Here is a 23657-nt window from a genome sequence, read left to right as displayed (position 1 = left end):
TAGCGCAACAGGCCGTTCCTGCCCAAGGCTATGCCCAATGGGAGACGCCTTTTCCCCGGCATACGGTCACACACGGATAACACATCGGCCGATACAGCCACGAACACCGCCCGCCGTTCCGGCAGACGATCGCTTTTGATCCGCTTCGATCGGGGGATACCACCCCATAGTGACAACTCCCTTACCATCCGCGTCCTCCGAGGGGCTTGGTTTGCGGCAAAGAAGGGTGTGATGTCAGACCCTCGCACTACATTCGATGGGGGCGATACGAGTCCGGTGCCCGGAGGCGGACCGGCGAATGCGGTATCGGCACCGGCGGTATCGGCACAGGTGTGAGCACGACGGCGACGGACAGGGATAGGGGTCCGATGGGAAACGACGCACCCCCGCGCTGGGACAGGCGGATGCAGCAGCGGCTGGCCCGCGGCGAGGCTGCCGCGCTCGGCGAGCTCTACGACCGCTTCGCCTCCCTCGTGCACAGCCTCGCCCACCGCGTCCTGGACGACGAGGGCGCCGCCGACCGCATCACCCGCGAGGTGTTCGGCTACATCTGGGAGAACCCCCACTCCTACGACCCCAAGCAGAGTTCGCTGCGGTCCTGGGTCGCCGCGGTCACCCGCCACCAAGCCGTCCAGCGGCTGCGCCAGACCGAGGCCGCCTCGGCACGGGACTGCGGCCCGGACGCGCCCGCGCCGGCCGAGATAGAGCAGAAGATCCGCGAGGCCTCCACGGCCGCCCGCGCCGACTACATCGTCACGTCCATGCCCACCCCGCTCCGCGCCGCCCTGGAGCTCGCCTACTTCCAGCGCCGGGACTACCGCCAGACCGCCGCCGACCTGGGTGTCACGGAGGACGAGGCACGGCGCCGGCTCCGGCTGGGGCTCCAGCTGCTGTCCACCGCCCGCCACCACCCGGCCCTGCCGCCCACCGCGCCCCGCTCGTCCCGGCCGCCCCACACCGCATCCGGTCCCCGGACGCCCTCGCACGCGCCCCAGCCGCCGCACGGCCACCACGGCACCCGCACACCGCAGGCGCCGCGGCATTCCGGCCCGCACCCGGGCCCCGGAAACGCACCGCCCGGCCCAGGGCACGGACGGCCCCTGTGAACGGCCCGGACGAATGGGAGGGCCCCGACCGGGTCGGCGGGCCGGGTGAGCGGCCACGGATACCGGCGCCGCGCACCGCCCCCGAGGACCGAGGCCCGCTGCCGGACATCCGGCCCGAGCCGGAAACGGAAACGGAACCGGAGCCCATGACCGACACCACCGGGGCCGGCACGGGCCGCGGACATCCCTCGGCCCCAGAGTCCGGGGCCGAGGCACCGGCGCTGGCCGCCCCGCCCCACACGGTCCTCAAGTCGCTCCTCGGCGCCTGGGCGCTGGCCGCCTGCAGCGCCGAGGAAACCGCCGCCGTCGAGGCGCATCTGACCGACTGCGCCTCCTGCGCGGACGAGGCGCTGCGGCTGCGCGAGGCCGTCGACCTGCTGCATCCCGCCGACAGCCTCGACCTCGATCCGCTGCTGCGCTCCCGCGTGCTGGAGGGCTGCCTGGGCCGCCGCCCGGCCCGTATCCCGGTGCCGGAGTGGGCGACCCCGTACGACGCGGAGACCGCGAAGCTCGATGCGCTGCTCCATGACATGGGTGAGGCGGAGTGGCGTGCCCCGGTGCGGCTGCGCTGGTTCGACGGCGAGCGGCCGGTGGAGCGCGAGACCACCGTCGCCGGTGTCATCGGCCATCTGATGGCGGTCGACGGCCTGGTGGCGACGGCACTGGGCCTGCCCGATCCGCTCGGGGCCGCCGCCCCGTCGGACACCCGGGGACCGACGTTCCGTACGGAGGCGTACTGGGACAGCACGGGCGCGCAGCCGGGCCGCCTCGCCACCCACGGGCCGTGGCGCGAGCAGAGCTACGCGCTGATAAGGACGGTCTCGTTCGCCGGCGGCGGGGTCGGCGAACTCACCGTGCCCTACGGCAGGTTGAGACTCCCGATGGGCGATTCCTTCCTGGACCGCGCCTTCGAGTGCTGGGTGCACGCCGGCGACATCGCGGACGCGGTGGACTATCCGTACGAGCCCCCGGCCGCCGGTCATGTCCACCGGCTGGTCGACCTCGCCGCCCGGCTGCTGCCCAGCGCCCTGGCCGACCGCCGCCGGGCCGGGCTCGCCGCACCGCCGCAGAGGCTGACCGAGGCCGGCGCGCCGGGCCGCACCCTCCACCTGGAGGTCGAGGGCAGCGGCGGCGGTCACTGGTACATACCGCTGGACTCCCCGGCCGCCCTCGGCGCGAAGGAGCACACCGTCGCGCACATCGCCCTGGACAGTACGGAGTTCTGCCAGCTGGCCGCCGGGCACGTCGCCCCGCAGGAGGCCGCCGCCGGTCAGCACGGCGAGCGCGACGCGATCCGCGATGTCCTCTTCGCGACCGCGTCGCTGTCCCGTCTCTGAACGGCAGCCGGCCCGCGGGCCAGGGTGACCTCTAGGCGAAGACGACCGTCCGGCTGCCGTTCAGCAGCACCCGGTGCTCGCTGTGCCACTTCACGGCGCGCGCCAGCGCCTGGCACTCCACGTCCCGGCCGAGCGCCACGAGCTGGTCGGGCGTGACGTCGTGCCCGACGCGCTCGACCTCCTGCTCGATGATCGGGCCCTCGTCGAGGTCCGCGGTCACGTAGTGGGCGGTGGCCCCGATGAGCTTCACACCCCGCGCATGCGCCTGGTGGTAGGGCTTGGCGCCCTTGAAGCTCGGGAGGAAGGAGTGGTGGATGTTGATGATCCGCCCGGAGAGCGCCTTGCACAGATCGTCGGAGAGGACCTGCATGTAGCGGGCGAGCACCACCAGCTCGACCCGCTCCGCGCGCACCAGCTCCAGCAGCTGCGCCTCGGCCTCGGCCTTGTTGTCGCGGCGTACCGGGATGTGGTGGAAGGGGACGTCGTACGAGCCGACCAGCTCGGCGAATTCGGTGTGGTTGGAGACCACGGCCGCGATCTCGACCGGCAGCGCCCCGATCCGGGAGCGGAAGAGGAGGTCGTTGAGGCAGTGCCCGAACTTGGACACCATCAGGACGACCCGCATCTTCTCGTCGGCCCGGTGGAGCTGCCAGTCCATCTGGAAGGAGTCGCCCACCGCCGCGAAGCTGGCCCGCAGCTTCTCCAGGCTCACCGACGCGTCCGCGCTGAAGTGGACCCGCATGAAGAACAGTCCGGTGTCGCGGTCGCCGAACTGCTGACTGTCCTCGATGTTGCAGCCGGTGATGAAGAGGTAACTGGAGACGGCGTGCACGATCCCCGGCTTGTCCGGGCAGGACAGCGTGAGGATGTACTGATCCGCCCGGTCGTGGTGGCCGGGCTGCGGGGGCTGGGACTCGCTCATGACCTCATAGGGTCGCACACCCGCCGGGCTGCTCAGGCCGGTGCGTCCGTCGCGCCGGTCATGATCGCCAGGACCTCCAGCGAACGCGGCGGCACATCGGGGTCCTCGCCGTCCGCCGTCGCCAGCCGGACATGCGCCTCACGGGCCGCCCGTACGGCCTCCGGCCAGGCGTGGTGCTCCACGTACGCGGTCACCGGGGCGTCCGCGCCGACCTGGTGCATGATCCTCAGCACCCGCAGTACGGCGAGGTCGACCAGCTGCGTCTCCTGCGTGTCGCGGAAGACCGTGCCGATGTACTTGTCGGCGGACCAGTTGTCCAGCCAGGTGTCCTCGACGAGGCGGTAGACGGCGTCGGTCACGTCTCCGTATCCGGGGCGGCCGGCCAGCCAGGTCTCCTGCTGGAAGGCGGGGTCGGAGAGCATGTGCAGCGCGGAGCGCACATTGCTGCGCCAGCGCCACCACGGCATGTCATTGAGCGGCATGCCGCCCATGGTGGTGGAGCGGTGGCCGCGACGGGAAGACTTCTCCGAACCTTGCACAGTATTCGATCGTACGTTCCTCGATGATGATCTCCCGCAGGCCCCCGGAGTTCACCGCCGCGTCACCATCCGTTGCCCCGACGTCACTCACCCGTTGTCGGCGGAACGGAAGGCTTGTGCGCCATGACCGGACGGCGACGCTCCTCCCCCCGCCCCTACTCCTCCGCCCCTGCGGTCGCGATCGCCTCGGCGGTGGCATGTGCGGCGGTCATCGCGTCGCTGCTCTCGGGCTGCGGCACTCTCCCCGGGGCCTCGGGGGACTCCGGGGAGAAGACGCCGATCACGGTCATGACCTGGGCCCCCGAGGGCACCAAGGCCACCAACATGCCGGGCATGCCGGCCATGGCCCAGACGTACGCCCGGTGGGTCAACTCCCACGGCGGCCTCCGCGGCCACCGGCTGAAGGTCCTGACCTGCAACGACCACAACGACTCGGTGGGTGCCGCGCAGTGCGCACAGCGCGCGGTGGACCGGGGCGCGGTCGCGGTCGTCGGCTCCTACAGCCAGTTCGGCCGCTCGTTCATGTCTCCGCTGGAGGTCGCGGGCGTCCCCTTCATCGGCGGCTACGGCGCCTCCGACGAGGAGTTCGCCAGCCCCCTCTCGTACCCGGTCAACGGCGGCCAGGCGTCCCTTCTCGCCGGAAACGGGCGCCAGTTGGCGCGCAGCTGCAAGCGCGTCGCGCTGGTACGGCCCGACACCATCCAGGGCGACCAGATGCCCTCCCTGCTCAACTCCGGCCTGCACAACGGCCACCGGAGCGCGGCCGAGGACATCAAGGCGCCCGAGGACGGCACCGACTACTCGAACGAGGTGACCCGCGCCCTGGACGGCGTGGGTGCGGACCCGGCCGTCTTCGGTGCGGCGAGGAACGGCGGCCGGGCGACGGGATCCTGTGTGACCGCTTCGCTCGGCGACCACACGGACGCGTTCTTCGACTCCTTCCGGCGGCTCCAGGAGGACAGCCCGCGCGTGCACGTCGCCTCCGTCCTGGGCAGCGTCGGCCAGGCACTGGTGAACCGCACCGGCGGTCACGCGGGCCCGCTGGAAGGGGCCTACCTCACCGGCTGGTACCCGGTCGCGAGCGACCCCCGCTGGAAGCCGATGCGCGCCGTCCTCGACGACTTCGCCTTCGGCGACAACCGCATCGACCCCACCGACCAGGGCGTCCAGACGACCTGGATCGCCTATACGGTGCTGCGCGCGCTGGTCGAGCAGCTCGACGACGCGGGCGTCGAGAAGATCACGCCACACGCCCTGCAGACGACGCTGGACGACGGCGACCGCGCCATCGACACCGGCGGCCTGACCCCGAAGCTGCGCTGGCGCGAGGCCGACCTCCTGGCCGTGCAGGACCTGCCGCGCATCGTGAACGGGACGGTGACCTATCAGGTCGTCCGCGGCGGGCAGCTGATCGCCGCGCAGGACGGCTTCGTGAACGTCGCCAAGACGCTGGAGCGGCGGGACACGGATCAGGACGGCTGACCGTCCGCGACGGTCCCGCGCTCCGTCACAGCGCCTCGGGGCGCCGCTCCGTCAGGCCGTACTTCTTGGCGATCGGGTTCCACAGCTGCGCCGCCTGCTGCTTGGCCTTGGTCGCCTGGGTGCTGGCCGCACCCGCCTGCACGGTCTGCTTGGTGCCCCTGGCCCGGCCCTTGTGGCAGCCCTTCTTCCCGCCGACCTGACCCGCCCACGCCGCGAAGTGGTTGTCCGCGGCGGCCGAGGACTGCCACGCCTTGGTCAGCGCGGCGGTCAGCTGCGCGTGATCGGGGATCTCGTCGACCGGCAGCCGCTTGAGCCGGGTCACCAGGTCGTTGCGCTGCCCGGCCGCGGCCCGCAGGTCCTTGGCCGCGGCGCCGAGCTTGTCGCAGGACTTGATGTGCTGGACGGCGCTCACCACGGACGTACGGCTGTCGCCGCTGTCGCCGAGCAGCGCGTCCAGGCCCTTGGCCTGCGCCTCGGCCGGGTCGGCGGACGGCTTCGGCTGCTCCTGCTCCTTGGTCGCCTGGCCGGCGCCGGCGCCGGCGGCGGGGGTCTTCTTCTTGGCCGGGGTGTCGTCACCGCCGCCGCTGAGCATCCAGCCGAGGCCGAGACCGGCGCCCGCCAGGACCACCACGACGATGCCGATGATCGCGGCGGCGGGCAGGCCCCGGCGGCGGGGGCCCTGGTCGTCGTCGTAGGGCTGCTGGTGGTCCTGCCCGCCGAACCCCTGCCCTCCGTAGCCCTGCCCCCCGTAGCCCTGGTGCTGCTGGGCGTACGGCGGCGGGCCCGGGTCCTCGAAGCGCGGCAGCTGCGCGGTGGCGTCCGGCGCCCCGGGCGCGGCCGGCGCACCCGGCCCGTCGCGGAAGAGCCCCTCGAACTCGGCGGGGGTCGCGCGGTCCCCGGGCGCGCCCGGACGGACGCCGTACGGCGCGCCGGGCGGCGGGGCCGGCACGCCCGCACCGACCGGAGAGATCAGCTGGGTGGCCTCGGAGTCGCCCGATGGGGCGGCACCGGGCATCGGCTGGGACGGCGGCATGGGCTGGGCCCCGCCGGCCTGGGGCCGGCCCTGACCGGGCTTGATCACGCGCAGCATCGTCGTGGACTCGCCGGGCGACTCGGCCTGCCCGGCGGACTCGCGCGGCAGCGGCGCGGCACCGGGGGCGCCTGCGCCGTCGGCTATCGGGGGTATCAACGCCGTCGCCTCCGCGTCGCCCGTGGTGGGCGGCAGCGGGGCGCCGGCCTGCGGGGTCGCGCGCACCAGCTCGCCGGTCCGCTCGGGCTGCGGCTGCGGCGGCTGCTGCCGGTAGGGCTCCGGGTGGGGCGGCTGCGGCTGCTGGGCGTACGGGTCGGGCTGGGGCTGCGCCTGCGGCGGCAGGCCGTACGGGTCGGGCTGCGGCTGCTGGGGCAGGCCGTATGCCGGCGGCTGACCGGCACCGTACGGCCGGCCGTCGGACGGCGGCCCGGCGGCGGGGGGCTGCGGCGCGGGCTGCTGCGGCGGCAGAGGCGGCACCGGTGGCTGCCCCTGGGGCGGCGGGAATCCCTGGCCCTGCGGCGGCAGTGCCTGCTGCGGCATCGGGGGCCGGTCGGCGGGCCGGGCCGGGTCCTGGGGCGCATAGCCCTGTGCCCCCTGTGCCTGGGCCTGGGCCTGCGGGTAACCCGGCGCCGGCGGCTGGCCGTAACTCTGCGACGGGGTGGGCGGTTGACCGTAGCCCGGCGACTGGGCGGGCGGCCGGCCGTAGCCCGGCGACTGAGCAGGCGGTTGGCCGGCCTGCTGGTCGGGGCCCCAGGGCTGCCCCCACGGCTGACCGGCCGACGGCGCGGCCTGGTGATCGGGCACCCACGGCTCACCGTTTGCGGGCAGCACAATGCCCTCGCGCGCGGGGCCGGCCGCGGAATTCTGCGGGTCGTGACCCTGTCCGCTCTGCGTCACCGGGACTCCTAGCATCGTGCAACCTACGGGACCGTCGGCTCACGCTACCGGGTCGCAGCAACGTTCGACCACGAGCCCTGGTCACCGACCCCGCCCGCCCCTTGGGGGCGCCGGGCGGGGTGGAATATCCGCCCCGCCCGGCGACGAAGGACATGTCCGCCCTTCTCCGATCCCGGTGACTTCGTCCCGGGCCCCGCTACGCCGCCGCGGCCCGCAGCTCCAGCCGTGCGCCGAACTCCCGTACGACCGGTTCCTCCCGGTACGGCTCCAGGCGCAGCTGGAAGTCCTCCAGATACTCCGCGCCCCGGCCCGAGCGCAGCCGGCCGAGCAACTCCACGGCCTGGGTGCCCGTATGGCAGGCCAGCTCGATCTCACGCTGCTGCACCTGCGCGCCCGCCAGCAGCACCAGCCCGATGGCGCGCCGCCGCGCCCGGCCCTCCGGATGCCCGTCCAGCGCCTCCTGTGCGCGCTGCGCGGCCGGGCCGGGCTGGCCCAGGTCCCGGTGGCAGTGGGCGAGTTCGTCGGCAAGGTACGCGGCATCGAAGTGCCCGATCCAGGCCGGGTCGTCGCCCGCGTCGCTCGCGGCCTCCGCGCGCTCCATCGCCGCGAGCGCACGGCCCGCCACGGCCTGGAAGGCCCGGCCGTCGCCCATCAGGGCGTGCCCGCGCGCCTCCGCCGCGAAGAACATCGCCTCCGCCCGCGGCGTGACCTGCCCGCGCGCCCCTTCCTGTGCGGCCCGCGCGAGCTGTGCGATCTCCCGCGGATTGCCGAGCGAGGCGGCGAGATGGCTCATGCCGGCGGCCAGCACATAGCCGCCGTAACCGCGGTCGCCCGCCGCCTGGGCCAGCCGCAGCGCCTGGATGTAGTAGCGCTGGGCCAGGCCCGGCTGCCCGGTGTCGACGGCCATGTAGCCGCCCAGCTCCGTCAACCGGGCGACGGCCGCGAAGAGTTCACGTCCCACCGGTTCGCGGTACGAGCCCGCGAGCAGACCGGAGACGACGCTGTTGAGGTAGTGCACGACGACCGGGCGGACATGCCCCGCCCCGAAGCGGTGGTCGAGTTCGCTGAGCGCCGTCGTCGTGGCGCGCACCGCCTCGACGTCCGCCATCCCGACCCGGGCCCCCGCGCTCCGGGCCACCTGGGTGTCGGCCCCGGTGATCAGCCAGTCGCGGCTCGGCTCCACCAGGGCCGAGGCGGCCACCGTGGACCCGCTGAGGAAGTCGCGCCGCCCGACATCGCTGCGCCACAGTTCGCAGACCTGCTCGATCGCCCCGAGCACCGTCGGGGAGAACTGGAGCCCCACCCCGGACGCCAGGTTCTTGCCGTCGGCCATCCCGATCTCGTCGATGGTGACCGTGCGCCCCAGTTTCCGGCCCAGCGCCTCCGCGATGACGGCCGGGGCGCGGCCGCGCGGCTGCTGCCCACGCAGCCACCGGGCCACGGAGGTCTTGTCGTACCGCAGGTCGAGTCCGTGCTCGGCACCGCACATGTTGACGCGGCGGGCGAGCCCCGCGTTGGAGCAGGCGGCTTCCTGGATGAGCGCCTGCAGCCGCTCATTGGGCTGCCGCGCGACGAGTGGCCTGGCGGCCATGTGTACCCCCAACTACTGCTGCGCGTTCACCGTCGAACGCCGTTCTCCGTGATCGATGCCCCGCACATATGCCGGATATCCGAGACATCCCGGATACGCGAAATACGAACCATGTGACGCGTCCAGGTGGTACGGGCGCGGTCCGGTGCGTCCTGGTGCGCGGTGCGAGGCGCCGGTCCACGAAGTGGGCCGGGCCGGTCCGGTGAGGGGTCCGGGTCCGGTGCATGCGACCGGCCACGGACCACGCCGGAGCGGTACGGAAAGGAGAACGGTGGCGCGCGGTGCCCGTGCTCAGTTCGCGGCCGCCGCCATGGCCCCGGGATCTCCGGTGACGCACCGCGGGCTGCCGCGCGGGCGGCCTTTCCGCCCATCAGCGAGGTGGCTACCCGCTTCCCGGACCACGCCCGCATACGCGCCCCCGCCGATGCATCCATGCGCCCCAGGTGCAAGAACGATGCGCCGGGGGTGTCCCCCGTTCGGCCGTAACCCTTGGTGACACGCGAAGTTGTCCTGAGCGTGGAAAAGACCATCGGAGTCACAGGAGCCTCACAGATCCCGCAGCAGCGCGGCGAGCAGCTGCTCGAGACCGCGGTGCGTTACGCGGAGGAGCGGCATTGGGACGTGTTCCCCGGCGCATGGCTGGAGTACGGCGGTGAGACACCCCGCTGCTCGTGCGACGCCGACGACTGCGCCGCCCCTGGCGCACACCCCACCGGCCCCGGGTGGGCCGGGCAGGCCAGCGGCAGCGCGACGGCCGTCCGCCGGATGTGGACCAAGCACCCGGGCGCCTCGATCCTGCTGCCGACGGGCCGCACGTTCGAGGCCATCGAGGTGCCCGAGACCGCGGGCTGCCTGGCGCTGGCCCGGATGGAGCGGATGGAACTGCCACTCGGTCCGGTCACCCGCACCCCCGGCCGCCGGATGCTCTTCCTCGTCCTGCCCGGCGCCTCGGTGAAGATCCCGGACCTGGTGCGCGGCCTGGGCTGGCCGCCGGCCGCGCTGGACCTGATCTGCCGAGGCGAGGGCGAGTACATCGCCGCGCCGCCGACCCGGATGGGACCGCACGGCTCCGTGCAGTGGGCCCGCCGCCCCACCGCCACCAACCGCTGGTTGCCGGACGTCGAGGAGCTGATCAGCCCGCTGGCCTACGCGTGCGGGCGGGACGCGGCGGCGGGTCGGGGGCGCTGAACGCGCTGCCCGGGGAGGCCGTGCCGACGGCCGCCCGTATCGTGGGCCCCATCGGACGGGGGCCGCATCGGGGCCCCTGCGGGGACGTCGGAGGACAGTGCCGGTGGGCAACGAACAGGAAGACAGCGGACCGGAGGACAACGGCCCGGAAGGCCGCGACGAGCCGGCCGTCGGGCGGGCTCCGGTCCCCGGCGACACCGGCGACACCGGCAACACCGGCGGCCCGCCGCCCGCCGCCCGCATTCAGGGACTCTGGAAGAAATTCGGCGAGCAGACCGCCGTCTCCGGCATCGACCTGACCCTCCCCGCGGGCCGCTTCATCGGCCTGGTCGGCCCCAACGGCGCGGGCAAGACCACCACCCTGTCCATGGTGACGGGGCTGCTGCGGCCCGACGCCGGTCAGGTCGAGATCGCCGGGCACGACGTCTGGCGGGACCCGGTGTCGGTCAAGTCCCGGATCGGCGTACTGCCCGAGGGGCTGCGCCTCTTCGAGCGGCTGTCCGGCCGCGAACTCCTCGGCTACACCGGCCGGTTGCGCGGCCTGCCCGGCGACGAGGTGGACAAACGGGCCGGCCAGCTGCTGGAGGTGCTGGACCTCTCCGGAGCCCAGAACAAACTGGTCGTCGACTACTCCACCGGCATGCGCAAGAAGATCGGCCTGGCCGCCGCGCTGCTCCACAACCCCGAGGTCCTCTTCCTCGACGAGCCCTTCGAGGGCGTCGACCCGGTGTCGGCCCAGACCATCCGCGGCGTCCTTGAGCGCTACACCGCCTCCGGCGCGACGGTCGTCTTCTCCAGCCACGTCATGGAACTGGTGGAGTCGCTGTGCGACTGGGTCGCGGTGATGGCGGCCGGACGGATCCGCGCGCAGGGCCCGCTCGCCCAGGTACGCGGCGAGGCGTCCTCCCTGCAGAACGCCTTCCTCGAACTCGTCGGCGCGCACGACCGCGGCGCGGGCCAGAACCTCGACTGGCTGGGCGGCGGCGCCCGATGACCGCCGAATCGGCCGCGGCCCCGTCCCTGACCTCCGTCTTCGTCAAGCTGAAGCTGTCGCTGCTGCGCAACGGCCTCCGCCAGTCGACGGGCCGCACACTCGCCTACATCGCCTCCGTCGTGGTCGGCCTGCTGTGTGCGGCCGGCGTCGTCATCGCCCTCGTCGCGCTGCGCGGGAACCCCCACGCCGGCGCCGTGGCGGTGCTGCTGACCGGCATCCTCACCCTCGGCTGGGCGGTGATGCCGCTGTTCTTCCCCACCGGCGACGAGACCCTGGACCCGACCCGGCTGGTCATGCTGCCGCTCCGGCCGGGACCACTGATCGGCTCGCTCCTGGTGACCTCGCTGGTCGGTATCGGCCCGGTCTTCACGCTCGCCCTCGTGACCGGTTCGGTGATCGCGGTGGCCCACGGCGCCGCCGCCGCACTGGTCGGCGTCGTGGCCGCCGTCCTGGCGCTGCTGGTGTGCGTCTCCCTGGCCCGCGCGGTGGCCACCGCATCGGTGCGGCTGCTGACCAGCCGCCGCGGCCGCGATCTCGCAGTGCTGAGCGGCCTGTTCATCGCGATCGGCGCGCAGGGCGTGAACATCGCCGCCCAGAGGCTGGGCCGCCCGGACGGCCTGTCCGTACTGGAGCCGCTCGGCGACGTCCTTCGCTGGGTTCCGCCGGCCTCCGCGATAGGCGCCGTGGACGACGCCGGCCGGGGCGCCTACGGGCGGGCGGCGGCGGGACTGGCCCTGACGGCGCTGGCGCTGGCCCTCCTGCTGTGGTGGTGGCAGCGCACGCTGACCACCCTGATGACCGCCCCCGATTCCTCCACCCTCCAGGCCGTCGAGAAGGACAGCGCGCGGGCGGCGGGTTCCGGCGAACGCGGCCTCACCCGCCTGCTGCCGGGCGGACGCACGGGCACGGTCATGCTTCGTGCGCTGCGCTACGCCTGGCGTGACCCGAAGTCCAAGATGTCCTGGGCCACCGCGCTCGGCGTCGGCATCCTGGTGCCGGTCGTGTCGTCCGTCCAGGGCAACGGCACCATATACACCGCCTTTTCGGCGTCCGCGCTGCTCGGCATGCAGATGTACAACCAGTTCGGCCAGGACACCTCGGCCTTCTGGATGGTCGCCTCGACCATCGCCACGCCCCGGGACGCGTACCAGGAACTGCGGGCCCGCGCGCTGACGCTGGCCATGGTGGCCGTCCCGTACGTCACCCTGGTCGTCATCGGCACCGCCGCCTTCATCGGCCCCTGGTCGGACTTCCTCGAGGTCTACGGCCTCTCCCTGGCGGTCCTGGGAGCCCTGCTGGCCACCGGGGCGCTGTCCTCCGCGCTCTTCCCGTACTCGATTCCCTCGGAGGGCAACAAGAACGTCGCACCGGGCCAGGGCGCGATCGCCTGGTTCAGCCTCTTCGGCGGCTTCCTGGCGGGCACCGTGCTGTGCGCGCCACTGCTGGGGCTGACGATCTGGCTCCATGTGGCGGGACTGCACGGGCTGTTGTGGGTGCTGCTGCCGGTCGGCGCGGCCTACGGGCTGGGCGTCGCGGAACTGGGGCTGCGGCTGGCGGCCCCCCGGGTGGCGAGGCGGCTGCCGGAGATTCTGACCGCGGTCAGCAAGGGGTGAGGGCGCTCCGGCCCTGAAGACGATGCAGCGTGGCCGCCGCCCGGATCTGCGGGCGGCGGCCACTTCGGTGAGCGAGGGCCGCATCCGGTTGGAGCGAAGGCCGCATCGGGGAGCGGCGGCCGGACGGCGGGCCGAGGGTCACACCTTGGTGAAGCACCAGGTGGTGCCGGCACCCAGGCGCGGCTGACGATGCACGCTCTTGGTGTACTGAGGCCCACAGCGCTCGTCGCCGCTGATGACCTCACCCGTCTTGTAGCCCGCCGCAGAGGAGTCGCAGTCGACGACCTCCATCGCCACGTCGTCGTCAGAGCCAGTGATCTTGACGCAGTTGCCGACCTTCGGGTTGTACTTCCTGTCGTTCTCCTTGATCTCGGCCTTCTGCGCCGCCTCTTTCTTGGCCTTGCCGCCGTGGGGATTGGTGTTGTAGTCCCACACGTACCAGCCGATGCCGCCGAAGAGTGCCAGCATGATGACGGCGGTGATCAGCCCGCGCAGCGGACTGCGCTGCGGCTGCCGAGGGCCGCGGGGCTGCTGGGGCGACTGGGGCTGCTGACCGTACTGCGGCTGCTGCGGTTGCCCGTAGGGCTGCTGCGGCTGCTGCCCGTACTGCGGCTGGGGCTGTTGGGGCTGTTGGGGATACCCGTACGGCTGCTGCGGCGGCTGGTTCTGGTAGGGCGGCGGCGGTGCGGACATGGCTGAAATCCCCCATGGTTGGCTGCGCTGAGCAGGTCAGCGTGACGGTGACCCGGTGCAGATTACCTTTCGGCCCGGGGCCGGCGAATGCCCGTCCTGTCGGGCCGGAGCGCGGGCGACAGGACGGGCGACAGGACGGGAGGACATTGCTCCTTGATGAGATGTCGCGTACCGGCCGAGGCCGCAACGACCCGCCTGTTCCGGCCATTCCAGCCATTCCGGCCATCGGGTCGCTGCGCAGCCCGGCCGACGGTTCGTCCGCACCACAAGCCCGCCAGCATCCCGAACACCGTGAACGCCAGAACCCCTCCGAGCACCCCGATCCCTGCGAACACTTCGAGCACCTCGAACACCTCGAGCACCTCGAGCACCTCGAGCACCCGAGCACCCGAGCACCCGAGCACCCGAGCACCCGAGCACCCGAGCACCCGAGCACCCGAGCACCCGAGCACAATGAAGCACCTGAATGCCCTGAATGCCCCCGGGGGCCCCGAGCCCGTACGCCCCGAACGCCCCCGGGGCCCCGAGCCTTCTCGCCCCTGCGCGGCACGGGGCGGCACCCGCGCTGCGCGCCCCCCGCCCCTCCCCCTCTCCCCCGTAGGGGGAGGGGCGGGGGTGGGGTTCGGGGGTGGGGGGAGCAGCGAGCACGCGAGATCCGCCGAAGCCTCGGCGGCGCACCCGCTCTGCGGTGGCTCACCCCGCTCCGCAGAGCCCCGCCGTTCCGGCACCGTCCGGCCCCGCCTTCCCAGCGGCCATTGGGCCCCGCCGCTCCAGCCCCGGCCTTGCCGCACCGGCTCGGCGGGCGCCGGCTCTACGGCGCCGGCTCTGCCCGGAAGTTATCCACAGGCGTCCGCGCGGGGGATGGCGGAGCGGTAGCGTCATGGAACGGACGAACGAGAGGCGGTGGGGACGGTGCTGCGGACCGGATTGGTGCTGGTGGCCGGGTGGTTGGCGGTGTTGTGTGCCGCCGGCGTGGGGCAGGCCGCGGACGCGGGCGGCGACGCCCCGGCCCGGGTCGCGTATCTCGGCGAGCGGTTGGGGGCGGAGCCGGTTCTTCCGACCGGTCAGCTGCCGTATGCCAAGGCCGCCGCGGATCCGGACGGCCCTGCCACCCCCGCCGCCAAACCCGAGCCGTCGGGCTCCCCGCTCCCCCGGTTCCTGGCCTTCGCCCTCGGTCCGGTCCTGCTGCTGGCGGCCGCGGGGCTGCTGCTGCGCCGCCGGTCCCGGCTGCGCGGCGAGCTCGCCACCCCGTTCGCGCTGCCCCACTCCGTTTTCGCCGCTGCCCGCCGCGCCGACGAGTCAGGGCTCCGGGAGCGCGCCGCCGAAGAGGTGGTACGACTCGGCGAGGAGGCCCGCGCCGCCCAGGGAGGCCCGGCGTCCGTCGAGGGCGCCCTGGCCGCCTACGCCGCCGCAGGCACGGTCCTGGACAACGCCCGTGGAATCCCGGACCTGGCGGGCGTGTTCGCGCTGATCGCCGAGGGGCGCGCGGCCCTCTCCGGCGCCGCCCCGGCCGCCCTGCCGCTGTGCTTCTTCCACCCGCTGCACGGCCCCGCCGCGCGCCGCATACCCTGGCGCCCCCTCGGCCGCGGGGAGCAGGTGCGGGTGGCCGCGTGCGAGCCCTGCATACGGGCCCTCCGTGCCCGCCGGGAGCCGGAGGTTCTCACCGACCGGCAGGACGGCCGCCCGGTTCCGTACTTCGAGGTCCCGGCCGCGGACAGCCTCTGGGCGGCCACCGGCTACGGCTCACTGCTCGGTGGTGACTCCCTCGCCGGGCGCGTCCAACGCGGCGACTTCACCCGTACGTTGACCTAGCGGACCGGGAGCCGGGGTCTCACACCGCCGGCAGGCCGTAGATCTCGTCCCCGTGGGTGACCAGCAGCCGCTGCCCCGAAGCGGTGACATGCCACTGCTCCAGGTTCTCGGTGTTGTCGTTGTAGTGCCAACGGGCCTTGCCGGTCTTGGGGTCGAGGGCGAAGACGCCGCCCTCGTCGTCGTAGGACGCGCCGTAGAGGGTCTCTCCGACGAGGACGAACTCCGTAGGCGCCCAGCGGGCGCCGGGGTCCTCGCACAGCCACAGCTTCTTGCCGTGCAGCGGGTCCACGGCCCAGACGCCGCCGCTGTGGTCCGCGGCGTAGAGCACGCCGCCGACGATCATCGGCTGGTAGAAGCTGCGGCGTCCGCCGGAGGACAGCGACCAGTCGGGCTTGCCGGTGTCGACGTGCACCGAGCGCAGTCGGTCGCCGCCCAGGAAGATGCGCTTGGCGTGGACTGCCGGGCGCCAGGCGATGTCGTCGCCGATCTTCTTGGTCCACAGCTGCCGGCCGGTCGCCGCATCGCGCACCGTGACGTTGCGGCGGCCGTCGGCGTAGACGAGGCGGCCGTCCGCCGCGACGCCGTCGAGGTCGTAGTCGTGGGTGCCCTTGTCCCGCGGCTTCTGCCATTGCGGCCTGCCGGTTCGGATGTTGATGGCGGCGATGGCGGTGAGGTGGACGGTGGTGTCCTCGGTGGTCACCGAGGCGATGACGTAGAGGCGTTCCTCGTCGGCGGCGAGGATGTGCTCGACCTTCAGATCGCCGTTCAGCCGGCTGCGCCAGGACTCCTTGCCGGTGTCCGGGTCGAGGCCGACGACGTCGCCGTCGTACTCCGTGCTGACGAGGAAGAGCCTGCCGGCCGCGAGGGTCAGCGGGGCGCCCGGGGAGGCGACGCCCTTGCGGGTCCACTTCGCCTTGCCGGTGACAGCGTGTCGGGCCACCAGCGGATCACCGCTGATCAGCAGCAGGCCGTTGTGGGCCAGCAGCGGCCGGTCACTGCTGATGCTGTCCGTCTGTGCGGTGCGGTGCCACAGGACCTGCGGTGCGGTGCCGGGAGGCGGGGTGCGGAACTTCTCCCGGTCCGGTCCGCCGGGCGCCGTGCCACCCGCCTTGCCTCCCGCCTTGCCTCCCCCGCCCTCGGTGCCGCCTCGGTGCTGCTTGTCCTTGCCCCCGAACGCCCAGACCCCGGCGCCGCCGACGGCCGCGACGCCGACCGCGGTGCCCGCCGCCAGCCCGAAGAAGCGGCGGCGGGAGGGGCCGGCGGATGCGGCGCCGGTGCCGGGTATGCCCGCAACGGTGGGCTCCGTACCGCCGGTCGGAACGATCCCGCCCGGAGTGGCTCCCCCCGGAGCGGCCCCCGCCGGAGTGGCTCCCGCCGGAGCGGCCCCCGGGTTCGCCGTGCCGGAGAGCACATACGTCGGCGCGGTGCCGAACCCGCCCGGCGCGGCCCCCGGCGCGGCGCCGGGCGCAGCGGGCGTCGCCGGCGTGCCGGCCGCGCCGGTGGCGCCGGTCTCCGTGACAGCGGGCGTCCCGTGCTCGGGTGTCTCCAGGTCCAGGATGCGCGTCGCGTGGGTGGCGATGGTCGAAGCGACGGCTCCCGGGAGCCAGTTGGCGAACACCGCTCCCGTCCCCTGCGGTGCCAGCGTCTCCAGCACCTGCTGCGGCGAGGGCCGTTGCCCGGGTTCCCGGTCGAGGCAGGCCGCAATGAGGCCGTGCAGCCGCTCGGGGACGCCGGACAGGTCGGGCTCGCCGTGGACGACCTGGTAGAGGACGGCGGCCGGGGTGGTGTCGCCGTAAGCCGGGTGGCCGGTGGCGGCACAGGTGAGGACGGCGCCGAGCGCGAAGACGTCGCCCGCCGTGCCGACCTGCTGCCCCAACGCCTGCTCCGGCGGGATGTAGCCGGGCGAGCCGACGACCATGCCGGTCTGGGTCATCCGGTCGCCGTCGACGGCACGCGCGATCCCGAAGTCGATCACCCTGGGGCCGTCCGCGGCCAGCAGCACGTTGGACGGTTTGAGGTCGCGGTGCACCAGGCCCACGGCGTGGATCTCGGTGAGGGCGGCGGCCAGACCCGCCCCGAGGGCGCGCACGCTGTGTTCGGGCAGCGCCCCGTGCCCGTCGACCACCTCGGTCAGCGAGGGCCCGAGGACGAAGGCGGTGGCGAGCCAGGGCAGCGCGGCATCGGTGTCGGCGTCGACGACGGGTGCCGTGTAGCGGCCGGACACCGCCCGCGCTATCTCGACCTCCTGCCGGAACCGCCCCCGGAATGCCGAGTCCTGCGCCAGGTCCGGCCGGACGACCTTGACCGCGACGGTTCGGCCGCCGGTGGACCGTGCCAGATATACCCGTCCCATTCCGCCGGCCCCGATCCGGCCCAGCAGACGGTACGGCCCGAGGGCCTGCGGGTCGTCCGGAAGCAACGGGTCCATCTCGGTCTCCCCCAAAGAGCGAACGTGGCACGACGCACCGCGCACCGCGCGAAATGCGGGCCGCCACGCCGGGAGAGTGCATCGTAGCGCCGCGCCCCGAAGGCCACTTGCCGAGGTTCCCGTAGGCGGCGCGCGCTTTATTGCGGAATTTCCGCGGGAATGCCAATGCTGCCGAATTCGCACGTATGGGGAGCCCGCCGACCCGTCGAATCCACAACTACCCAAGGAGAATTACCGCGAATCATGCAGCCGCCGGGGAACGACCTCGACAACGCCGAAAGGCGGCTTCTATGCTCCGCCCACAGCCGTTCGCAGCCACACGGGTAGACGCCAACTGTGCGTTGTGACGGGGGAATCCGCGAGGAGTGACGTTTTGCTGCACACCAAGACCGCCTGGCTGCGTGCCGCCGCGCCCATTGCCGTACTGTCTCTGGCGCTGACCGCCTGCGGCGGCGGCAAGGACGCGTCCGACGCGAAGGACGACGGGAAGAAGAGCGCCAAGGCCGGCGCCGACTCCCCGGCGAAGTCGGAGCAGGAGACGCAGGATCCGGCGCCGTCCGGCGAGCTGAAGCCCGGTGCCGGTGGGACGCGGAAGTTCAAGGAAGACTCCGGGAAAACCACCATCACCTACGAGATCGCCGCGCAGAAGATTCATGTGGGAACCGAGGCCGAGGCCAAGAAACTGGTCTCGGACCCCAAGCGGGTCAAGGGTCTCGTTGCCGCGACCGCGTATGTGAAGTACACGAACAAGGGCGGCGGCGTGGTCAAGGGCCTGCCCGATGTGGACAACAACGCGGAAATCTATGCGGACGGGCGTCGCGGCGGTCTGCTCATCGGTGCCGCCGAGAACCTTCCCGGCTGCGAGGACCCGATCGATATCGACAGCTGGAAGACGGGCCAGAGCCACGTCATCTGCCAGACGTACATGATCCCCACGGACGCGAAGGCCGTGGAGGTCCACTGGGCGAACGACGACGACAAGGACCTGCTGGTCTGGAAGTTCCCGCACGCCGGCTGACGCTCCCGGGCGCCGGCACCGCCCGCCGGCGCCGCGCGCCACGCCCCCTCGAAGGGCCGTGGCGCGCGGCACCCGTCTCTCAGTCCGGTGCCGTGGCCGTGGCCGTGCTCAGGAACGGCTCGACGGCCTGGCACCAGGCGTCGGGCTGCTCCCAGGGGAGCAGGTGTCCCGCGTCGGGGATCTCGGCGTACGCGCCGCGCGGCAGCACCCGGACCATCTCCTGCGCCTCGGCGCGACCGAGTTCGGCGTCCAGCCCCCGGACCACCAGGGTCGGGCACCGCACCTGCGCCAGTTCCTCCCAGTGCGCGTCGTAGACCCAGGTCTCGCGCGCCCGGAGCATCTGCCGGCGGGAGAAGACCGGCCGCCAGCCGTCGGCGCGCTCCGCCATCACCTCGGCGAAGAACTCGCCACGGGTCGGTTTGGGCCGCTCCAGCGTCGGGTCGTCCTCGCCGAACCACTTGCGGACGTCCGCGAGCGTCGCGAACGGCACCGGCCAGGAACGGAACCACTCCGTCCACTCCTGCTGCGAGGCCGCGCCCAGCGCCGAGGCCCGCATGTCGCAGATGACCAGCGCGCTCACCAGATCCGGCCGCCGGGCCGCCACCTGCCACGCCGTCAGGGCCCCCATGGCGTGCCCGATCAGCGCGACCGGGGCCAGCCCGAGCTGCTCGATGGCCGCGATGGCGTCATCGACATAGGCGTCGCGGCCGAACGGACCGTCTCCGGGCTTCTCGCTGCGGCCGTGGCCGCGCTGGTCCAGCCCCACCGGGCGATGTCGCGCGCTCAGCCGGCGGGCGGTGTCCGCCCAGTGCGCCGCGCGGCCCATCAGGCCGTGGAGCATCAGCACGTCCGGGCCGCGCGCTGCCTCCGCCCCGCCGCCGTGCTTGGGCGGATCGGTGAATTCCCAGGCCGCGAGCCGTACGCCGCCGGCCCCTGTCACATCGATGCGCCGCACCACGTGCCCCGGCACCCCCAATCGTCCTTGGCCTGCCCCACACCCACACTATCGAACCTCTATTCGAACGCGCCGTTCTCGCGCCCAATACCCCTCGTTCGAGTGACCTCGCCCCAGGATTGACCGCGCCCGCCAAGGGGAGACATCTGCCGGGAGGCGGGCCCTACCGGGAAGGGGGCCCGCAGGGGAAGACCCTGGGAGCTCGGGGCTCCGGGTCTTGGCGGGGGACATGGGGAGGCGGGGCCCCGGCTGCTCGCAGCGCCGGGGCCCCGGCCGTCCACAAACACATTCACCGGACGCACCCGAGCCCCCTCCCCACCCCGGAGAGCCGACACCCCGCACCTGCGCGACATGCCTCGTGCCGACATATGCCAATGCGTCTGCGCCAGCGTGGCACGACACCGGCCGAATCGCACGGGTTCCCACAAGTTCGTTCAACGCACAAACAGTTGACGAGCCCGCCGAGCGGCGCATCGGCGCAGCTCAGCGGGCTCGCGGAAAAACAGAGGAACGCGGCGAAAAGGAGTGCGGAACGGGCGCGGGGGCCCGCTCACTCAGCGCTTGGCGACGAACACGTGCGTGGCGATGTCGGCATGCAGCTCGGCGGCCTCGCCACTGCTGCCGACCAGCACCCCGGCCGGCGACTCCGTCACGCTCACCACGGCGCCCGGCTGCACACCGGCCCGCCGCAGGGTGTACATGAGCTGCGCGTCGGCCTGAATCGGCTCGCCGATCCGGCGCACCACGACCGTCTTGCCGTCGGACCCGGGATCCAGGTCCATCAGGCTCACCATGCCGGCGTCCAGGAACGGGTCGGCCTCGGCCTTCTCGCCCAGCTCCTCCAGGCCCGGGATGGGGTTGCCGTACGGCGACTCCGTCGGGTGCCGCAGCAGTTCGAGGACGCGGCGCTCGACCGCCTCGCTCATCACGTGCTCCCAGCGACACGCCTCGGCGTGCACCTGCTCCCACTCCAGCCCGATGACGTCGACCAGCAGGCACTCCGCGAGGCGGTGCTTGCGCATCACCCGCGTCGCGAGGCGCCGGCCCTCCTCCGTCAGCTCGAGGTGACGGTCGCCGGCGACCGTCAGCAGGCCGTCTCGCTCCATGCGCGCCACCGTCTGGCTGACCGTCGGGCCGCTCTGTTCGAGCCGCTCCGCGATGCGGGCGCGCATGGGGACCACACCTTCCTCTTCCAGTTCGAGGATGGTGCGGAGATACATCTCCGTGGTGTCGATCAGTCCGGACATGCGTGCCCCTCGATGTGTCGTGCGGTGGCCCTGAACTCAATTCTGACGCATCCCGACGACAACGGGGCCGCCTCGTCCGCACACCGGACCCCCGCGCGCGGCCGCAGCCGTATTGACAGGGCACTGGTCCAGACCGCAACGTGATCCGCGCCACGACTGATCCCCGCTTCCACGAGACCCGACGAGAGGGCCCGCGGCGATGCCTGAGAGCGACCAGAGCGACCAACTGGCCGGGAAGTACTTCGACGCCGCGATCGACCTGCTGCGGCGGGTGCGGGACGAGGCCGGCGGGCAGATCACCGCCGCCGGACGCCTGATCGCGGACACCGTCGAGGCCGGCGGCCGGGTGTTCTCCTTCGGCGCCGGGCACTCCTCCCTCCCCGCCCAGGACACCGTCTACCGTGCGGGCGGACTGGCGGTCATGAACCTGCTGTCCGTCCCCGGTGTCGTCGGCGTGGACGTCCGGCCCGCGACGCTCGGCAGCGCCCTGGAGCGGGTCGACGGGCTCGCCGCGGCCGTTCTGGACACCAGTCCGCTGGAGTCCGGCGACGTCCTGGTGATCATCTCGCTGTCCGGGCGCAACGCGCTGCCGGTGGAGATGGCGGTGAACGCCCGGGCGCTCGGCATCAAGGTCATCGGCGTGACGTCGGTGGCGTACGCGACCGAGACCAGGTCCCGGCACGCCTCGGGCAGCTACCTCAAGGACCACTGCGACATCGTCCTGGACAGTGCGATCGCGGTCGGCGACGCCGAGCTGACCCTGCCGGGCACCGACGCGCCGTTCGCGCCCGCTTCCACCGTCGTCACCAGCGCGATCATGCAGGCCGTGGTGGCGACCGCCGCGGGCACGCTCGCCGAGCGGGGCATCGACCCGCCGTTGCTGCGCTCCGGGAACGTCGACGGCGGCCACGACTGGAACGCGCGGGTGATGAGCACCTACGCGGACCGGATCTTCTACCGGCACTGACGGGGCCGCGGGCGACGCCTTCAGCCGCCCGCCGCCCCCGCGAGGTCCAGCGCCGCCGCGATGCGGGCCGCGACCTCCTCGGCGTAGTCCGCGTCCGCCCGGTCGAAGGGGCGGCGCGAGGGCACTCGTAGGAAGGTGGCGACGCCCAGCGTGCGGCCGCGGCTGCGCAGCACCACGCAGAGGCCGTGGACGGTGCCGTCCGGCCACTTCCGGGCCGCCGCCCAGCCCTCGGCCGCGTCCGGGCCCGCGCTGGTGCGCACCGACCCCCGCCGCTGGTACGCCTGCGCCGCGGGATGCCCCGGGGGGTAGGCCACCGGGATGCCGGTCGCGGGGAACGCCTCGGCGGGACCCGGCGCCCCCGCCGGGGAGGCCAGCGCCCGCACCAGCCGCGGCGCCCGCGCCCGCCCGGGCCGTGGGGCGGCTGCCAGGTCCGCGGCCCACCCGGCGCCGGCGTCGCCGTCCTCCCCGTCCTCCTCGTCCACGGCGCCGTACGGGGCCGGGGCGGGGGCCGGGGCGAGGTCCACCAGGCCGTGGTCGGCGAACCCGGCCAGGGCGAAGTCCAGGTGGAGGGCGGCCGCCTCGGCCGGGTCCGGGCACTCCGCGGCCGCGCGCCCGGCGCGGTGCAGCTGATGCGCCCGGAAGCGCAGCAGGGAGCCGTCCTGTTCGGCCCGCTTGGCGTCCGTCACGTCCTGGAAGAGCCAGGCGACGCCGAGCGGCACCGGCTCCTCGGCCAGCGGCGAGGCCAGCCGGACGAAGCCGCTGCGCCAGCATCGCCGTGGATGGTCGGCCTCCTCGGAGCGCAGCGTCACCCACAGCTCCGCCGCGGCCGGCGGCGCGCCCTCGGCGAGGACGTGCTGGAGCGCGCCCTCCAGTTCCTCCACGCCCTGCGTCAGCAGATCGCCCAGGGGGCAGCCCAGGCGGGCCGTGCGGCCCACGCCGAGGGCGCGGGCGGCGGGGGTGTTCAGAACGGCGAGCCGCAGATCGGCGTCGACCAGGGCGACGCCCCAGGTCCCGTCGTCGAACAGCGCCTCGCTGAGCGCGATGGCCCGCTCCAGGTCGAGCTGGGCGTGCACCTCGCTGAAGGCGCAGTACACCCCGCCGGCCCGGCCTCCGGGGCCGCGGACCGCGGAGACCTGGGTACGGACCAGGACGCGCCGGCCGTCCTTGGTCAGCAGGGCGAATTCCTGCACCTGGCGGCCCGGGGCCCGCCGCGCGGCGGTGAGCACCGCCGCGATCTCGTCGGCGTCCTCCGGGCGGGCCGCCCAGCCCGCCAGGCCCCGGCGGCCGACCGCCTCGGCCGTCGTCCAGCCCAGGATGCGTTCGGCCTCACGGTTCCAGTGGGTCACCGCGCCGTCGGCCCCGAAGGCGGCGAGGGCGGCATCCATACCGTCCAGGAGCGCGGTGAGCAGGGCGGAGTCGTCGGGCCCTGCCTCCCCGTCGGTCCCGGGGGCGGCACGGCGCCCCGAGCCCGGGGAGGCCGAGGCGGAAGACGCCGCGGACGAGGCAGATGAAGCTGACGAAGCAGTCACTGGCACCCCTTAAGAACACGGCCGCACGTGCTGCACCTCGCCTTATTCAACTGGAACGTGACTCAGCACACACCCGATTCACGGAAATCGTTGCATCAGGGAAATTCGCTTGTCCGGCGCCGGGCGGCTGCCTACCGTGTTGAGCACACGAGAAGGGAGGTGGTTCGGCAGATGATTTCGCACCGGACGCGTGAGGTGGCTGCGGGCTAGCGGCCCGTCGCTTCACCGAAGTGCAGCGCCGGACCAGCGCATTCTGCAGATGCGCAGCCGGCCAATTCCCAGCAGTCACCCGACCCGCGGGCTGCCGGT

18 protein-coding genes and 1 pseudogene are annotated in these 23657 nt (G+C 73.3%); 9 read left to right on the top strand and 10 right to left on the bottom strand.

Translation table 11 applies throughout. From position 1 onward, the window contains the following. Positions 1-368: 368 nt before the first annotated feature. A pseudogene (locus tag ACGFML_RS01250) lies at positions 369-950 on the top strand (sigma-70 family RNA polymerase sigma factor); the annotation flags it as partial. Between the two features lie 152 nt (positions 951-1102). Then, positions 1103-2443, top strand: coding sequence for a zf-HC2 domain-containing protein (locus ACGFML_RS01245; RefSeq protein WP_393538663.1), 1341 nt, complete (start codon positions 1103-1105; stop codon positions 2441-2443). Positions 2444-2474: 31 nt separating this feature from the next. On the opposite strand, the gene purU is transcribed toward ACGFML_RS01245, so the two are convergent. Together purU and ACGFML_RS01235 are read right to left on the bottom strand one after the other, a co-directional pair. After that, complete coding sequence (gene purU / locus ACGFML_RS01240) at positions 2475-3365, bottom strand: formyltetrahydrofolate deformylase (RefSeq protein ID WP_393538661.1); 891 nt, start codon at positions 3363-3365, stop codon at positions 2475-2477. 32 nt (positions 3366-3397) lie between these two features. Further along, a complete protein-coding gene (locus ACGFML_RS01235; RefSeq protein ID WP_393540347.1) occupies positions 3398-3856 on the bottom strand; it encodes a hypothetical protein in 459 nt (152 codons plus the stop codon). Between the two features lie 171 nt (positions 3857-4027). Between ACGFML_RS01235 and ACGFML_RS01230 the strand changes: the two genes are divergently transcribed. Beyond that, complete coding sequence (locus ACGFML_RS01230) at positions 4028-5386, top strand: ABC transporter substrate-binding protein (protein ID WP_393538659.1); 1359 nt, start codon at positions 4028-4030, stop codon at positions 5384-5386. 25 nt (positions 5387-5411) lie between these two features. Here the strand turns inward: ACGFML_RS01230 and ACGFML_RS01225 are convergent, their stop codons facing one another. Both ACGFML_RS01225 and ACGFML_RS01220 read right to left on the bottom strand, forming a co-directional pair. After that, on the bottom strand, positions 5412-7313 hold the full coding sequence (locus ACGFML_RS01225) for a hypothetical protein (RefSeq protein ID WP_393538657.1): 1902 nt from the start codon (positions 7311-7313) through the stop codon (positions 5412-5414). 196 nt (positions 7314-7509) lie between these two features. After that, complete coding sequence (locus tag ACGFML_RS01220) at positions 7510-8904, bottom strand: transcriptional regulator (protein ID WP_393538655.1); 1395 nt, start codon at positions 8902-8904, stop codon at positions 7510-7512. A gap of 516 nt (positions 8905-9420) precedes the next feature. Between ACGFML_RS01220 and ACGFML_RS01215 the strand changes: the two genes are divergently transcribed. From ACGFML_RS01215 to ACGFML_RS01205, 3 genes are all read left to right on the top strand, one after another. Next, complete coding sequence (locus tag ACGFML_RS01215) at positions 9421-10092, top strand: bifunctional DNA primase/polymerase (protein ID WP_393538654.1); 672 nt, start codon at positions 9421-9423, stop codon at positions 10090-10092. A gap of 241 nt (positions 10093-10333) precedes the next feature. Next, positions 10334-11086, top strand: a complete 753-nt coding sequence (locus ACGFML_RS01210; protein WP_393540345.1) for an ABC transporter ATP-binding protein — start codon at positions 10334-10336, stop codon at positions 11084-11086. Then, entirely contained in the window at positions 11083-12699 is a 1617-nt protein-coding gene (locus tag ACGFML_RS01205) for a transporter (RefSeq protein WP_393538652.1), read from the top strand. The genes ACGFML_RS01210 and ACGFML_RS01205 overlap by 4 nt, the downstream gene beginning before the upstream one ends. A 138-nt stretch (positions 12700-12837) precedes the next feature. Here ACGFML_RS01205 and ACGFML_RS01200 read toward each other — a convergent pair whose 3' ends face one another. Both ACGFML_RS01200 and ACGFML_RS01195 read right to left on the bottom strand, forming a co-directional pair. Then, entirely contained in the window at positions 12838-13392 is a 555-nt protein-coding gene (locus tag ACGFML_RS01200; protein WP_393538650.1) for a hypothetical protein, read from the bottom strand. A gap of 62 nt (positions 13393-13454) precedes the next feature. Then, positions 13455-13772, bottom strand: coding sequence for a hypothetical protein (locus ACGFML_RS01195; RefSeq protein ID WP_393538648.1), 318 nt, complete (start codon positions 13770-13772; stop codon positions 13455-13457). A 523-nt stretch (positions 13773-14295) separates the two neighbouring features. On the opposite strand from ACGFML_RS01195, the gene ACGFML_RS01190 reads away from it, so the two are divergent. Continuing rightward, complete coding sequence (locus ACGFML_RS01190) at positions 14296-15204, top strand: hypothetical protein (protein WP_393538646.1); 909 nt, start codon at positions 14296-14298, stop codon at positions 15202-15204. Positions 15205-15223: 19 nt separating this feature from the next. Here ACGFML_RS01190 and ACGFML_RS01185 read toward each other — a convergent pair whose 3' ends face one another. Then, a complete protein-coding gene (locus tag ACGFML_RS01185; protein ID WP_393538644.1) occupies positions 15224-17632 on the bottom strand; it encodes a serine/threonine-protein kinase in 2409 nt (802 codons plus the stop codon). A gap of 373 nt (positions 17633-18005) precedes the next feature. On the opposite strand from ACGFML_RS01185, the gene ACGFML_RS01180 reads away from it, so the two are divergent. After that, entirely contained in the window at positions 18006-18650 is a 645-nt protein-coding gene (locus ACGFML_RS01180) for a hypothetical protein (RefSeq protein ID WP_393538642.1), read from the top strand. A 79-nt stretch (positions 18651-18729) separates the two neighbouring features. Here ACGFML_RS01180 and ACGFML_RS01175 read toward each other — a convergent pair whose 3' ends face one another. Then, positions 18730-19608 (bottom strand): alpha/beta fold hydrolase, encoded by an 879-nt coding sequence (locus tag ACGFML_RS01175; RefSeq protein ID WP_393540344.1) that lies wholly within the window; start codon positions 19606-19608, stop codon positions 18730-18732. Between the two features lie 551 nt (positions 19609-20159). Further along, positions 20160-20852, bottom strand: a complete 693-nt coding sequence (locus ACGFML_RS01170) for a metal-dependent transcriptional regulator (protein ID WP_393538641.1) — start codon at positions 20850-20852, stop codon at positions 20160-20162. A gap of 199 nt (positions 20853-21051) precedes the next feature. Here ACGFML_RS01170 and ACGFML_RS01165 point away from each other — a divergent pair, with 199 nt between their 5' ends. Further along, entirely contained in the window at positions 21052-21819 is a 768-nt protein-coding gene (locus tag ACGFML_RS01165; RefSeq protein WP_393538639.1) for an SIS domain-containing protein, read from the top strand. A gap of 20 nt (positions 21820-21839) precedes the next feature. On the opposite strand, the gene ACGFML_RS01160 is transcribed toward ACGFML_RS01165, so the two are convergent. Further along, a complete protein-coding gene (locus ACGFML_RS01160) occupies positions 21840-23204 on the bottom strand; it encodes a PAS domain-containing protein (RefSeq protein ID WP_393540342.1) in 1365 nt (454 codons plus the stop codon). Positions 23205-23657 lie beyond the last annotated feature (453 nt).

Origin of the sequence: Streptomyces sp. NPDC048650 (assembly GCF_043199095.1) — a bacterium.
In the GTDB taxonomy this organism is placed as follows: domain Bacteria; phylum Actinomycetota; class Actinomycetes; order Streptomycetales; family Streptomycetaceae; genus Streptomyces.
Note: the sequence above shows the minus strand (reverse complement) of the source record. Positions and strands in the feature narration are given on the sequence as shown.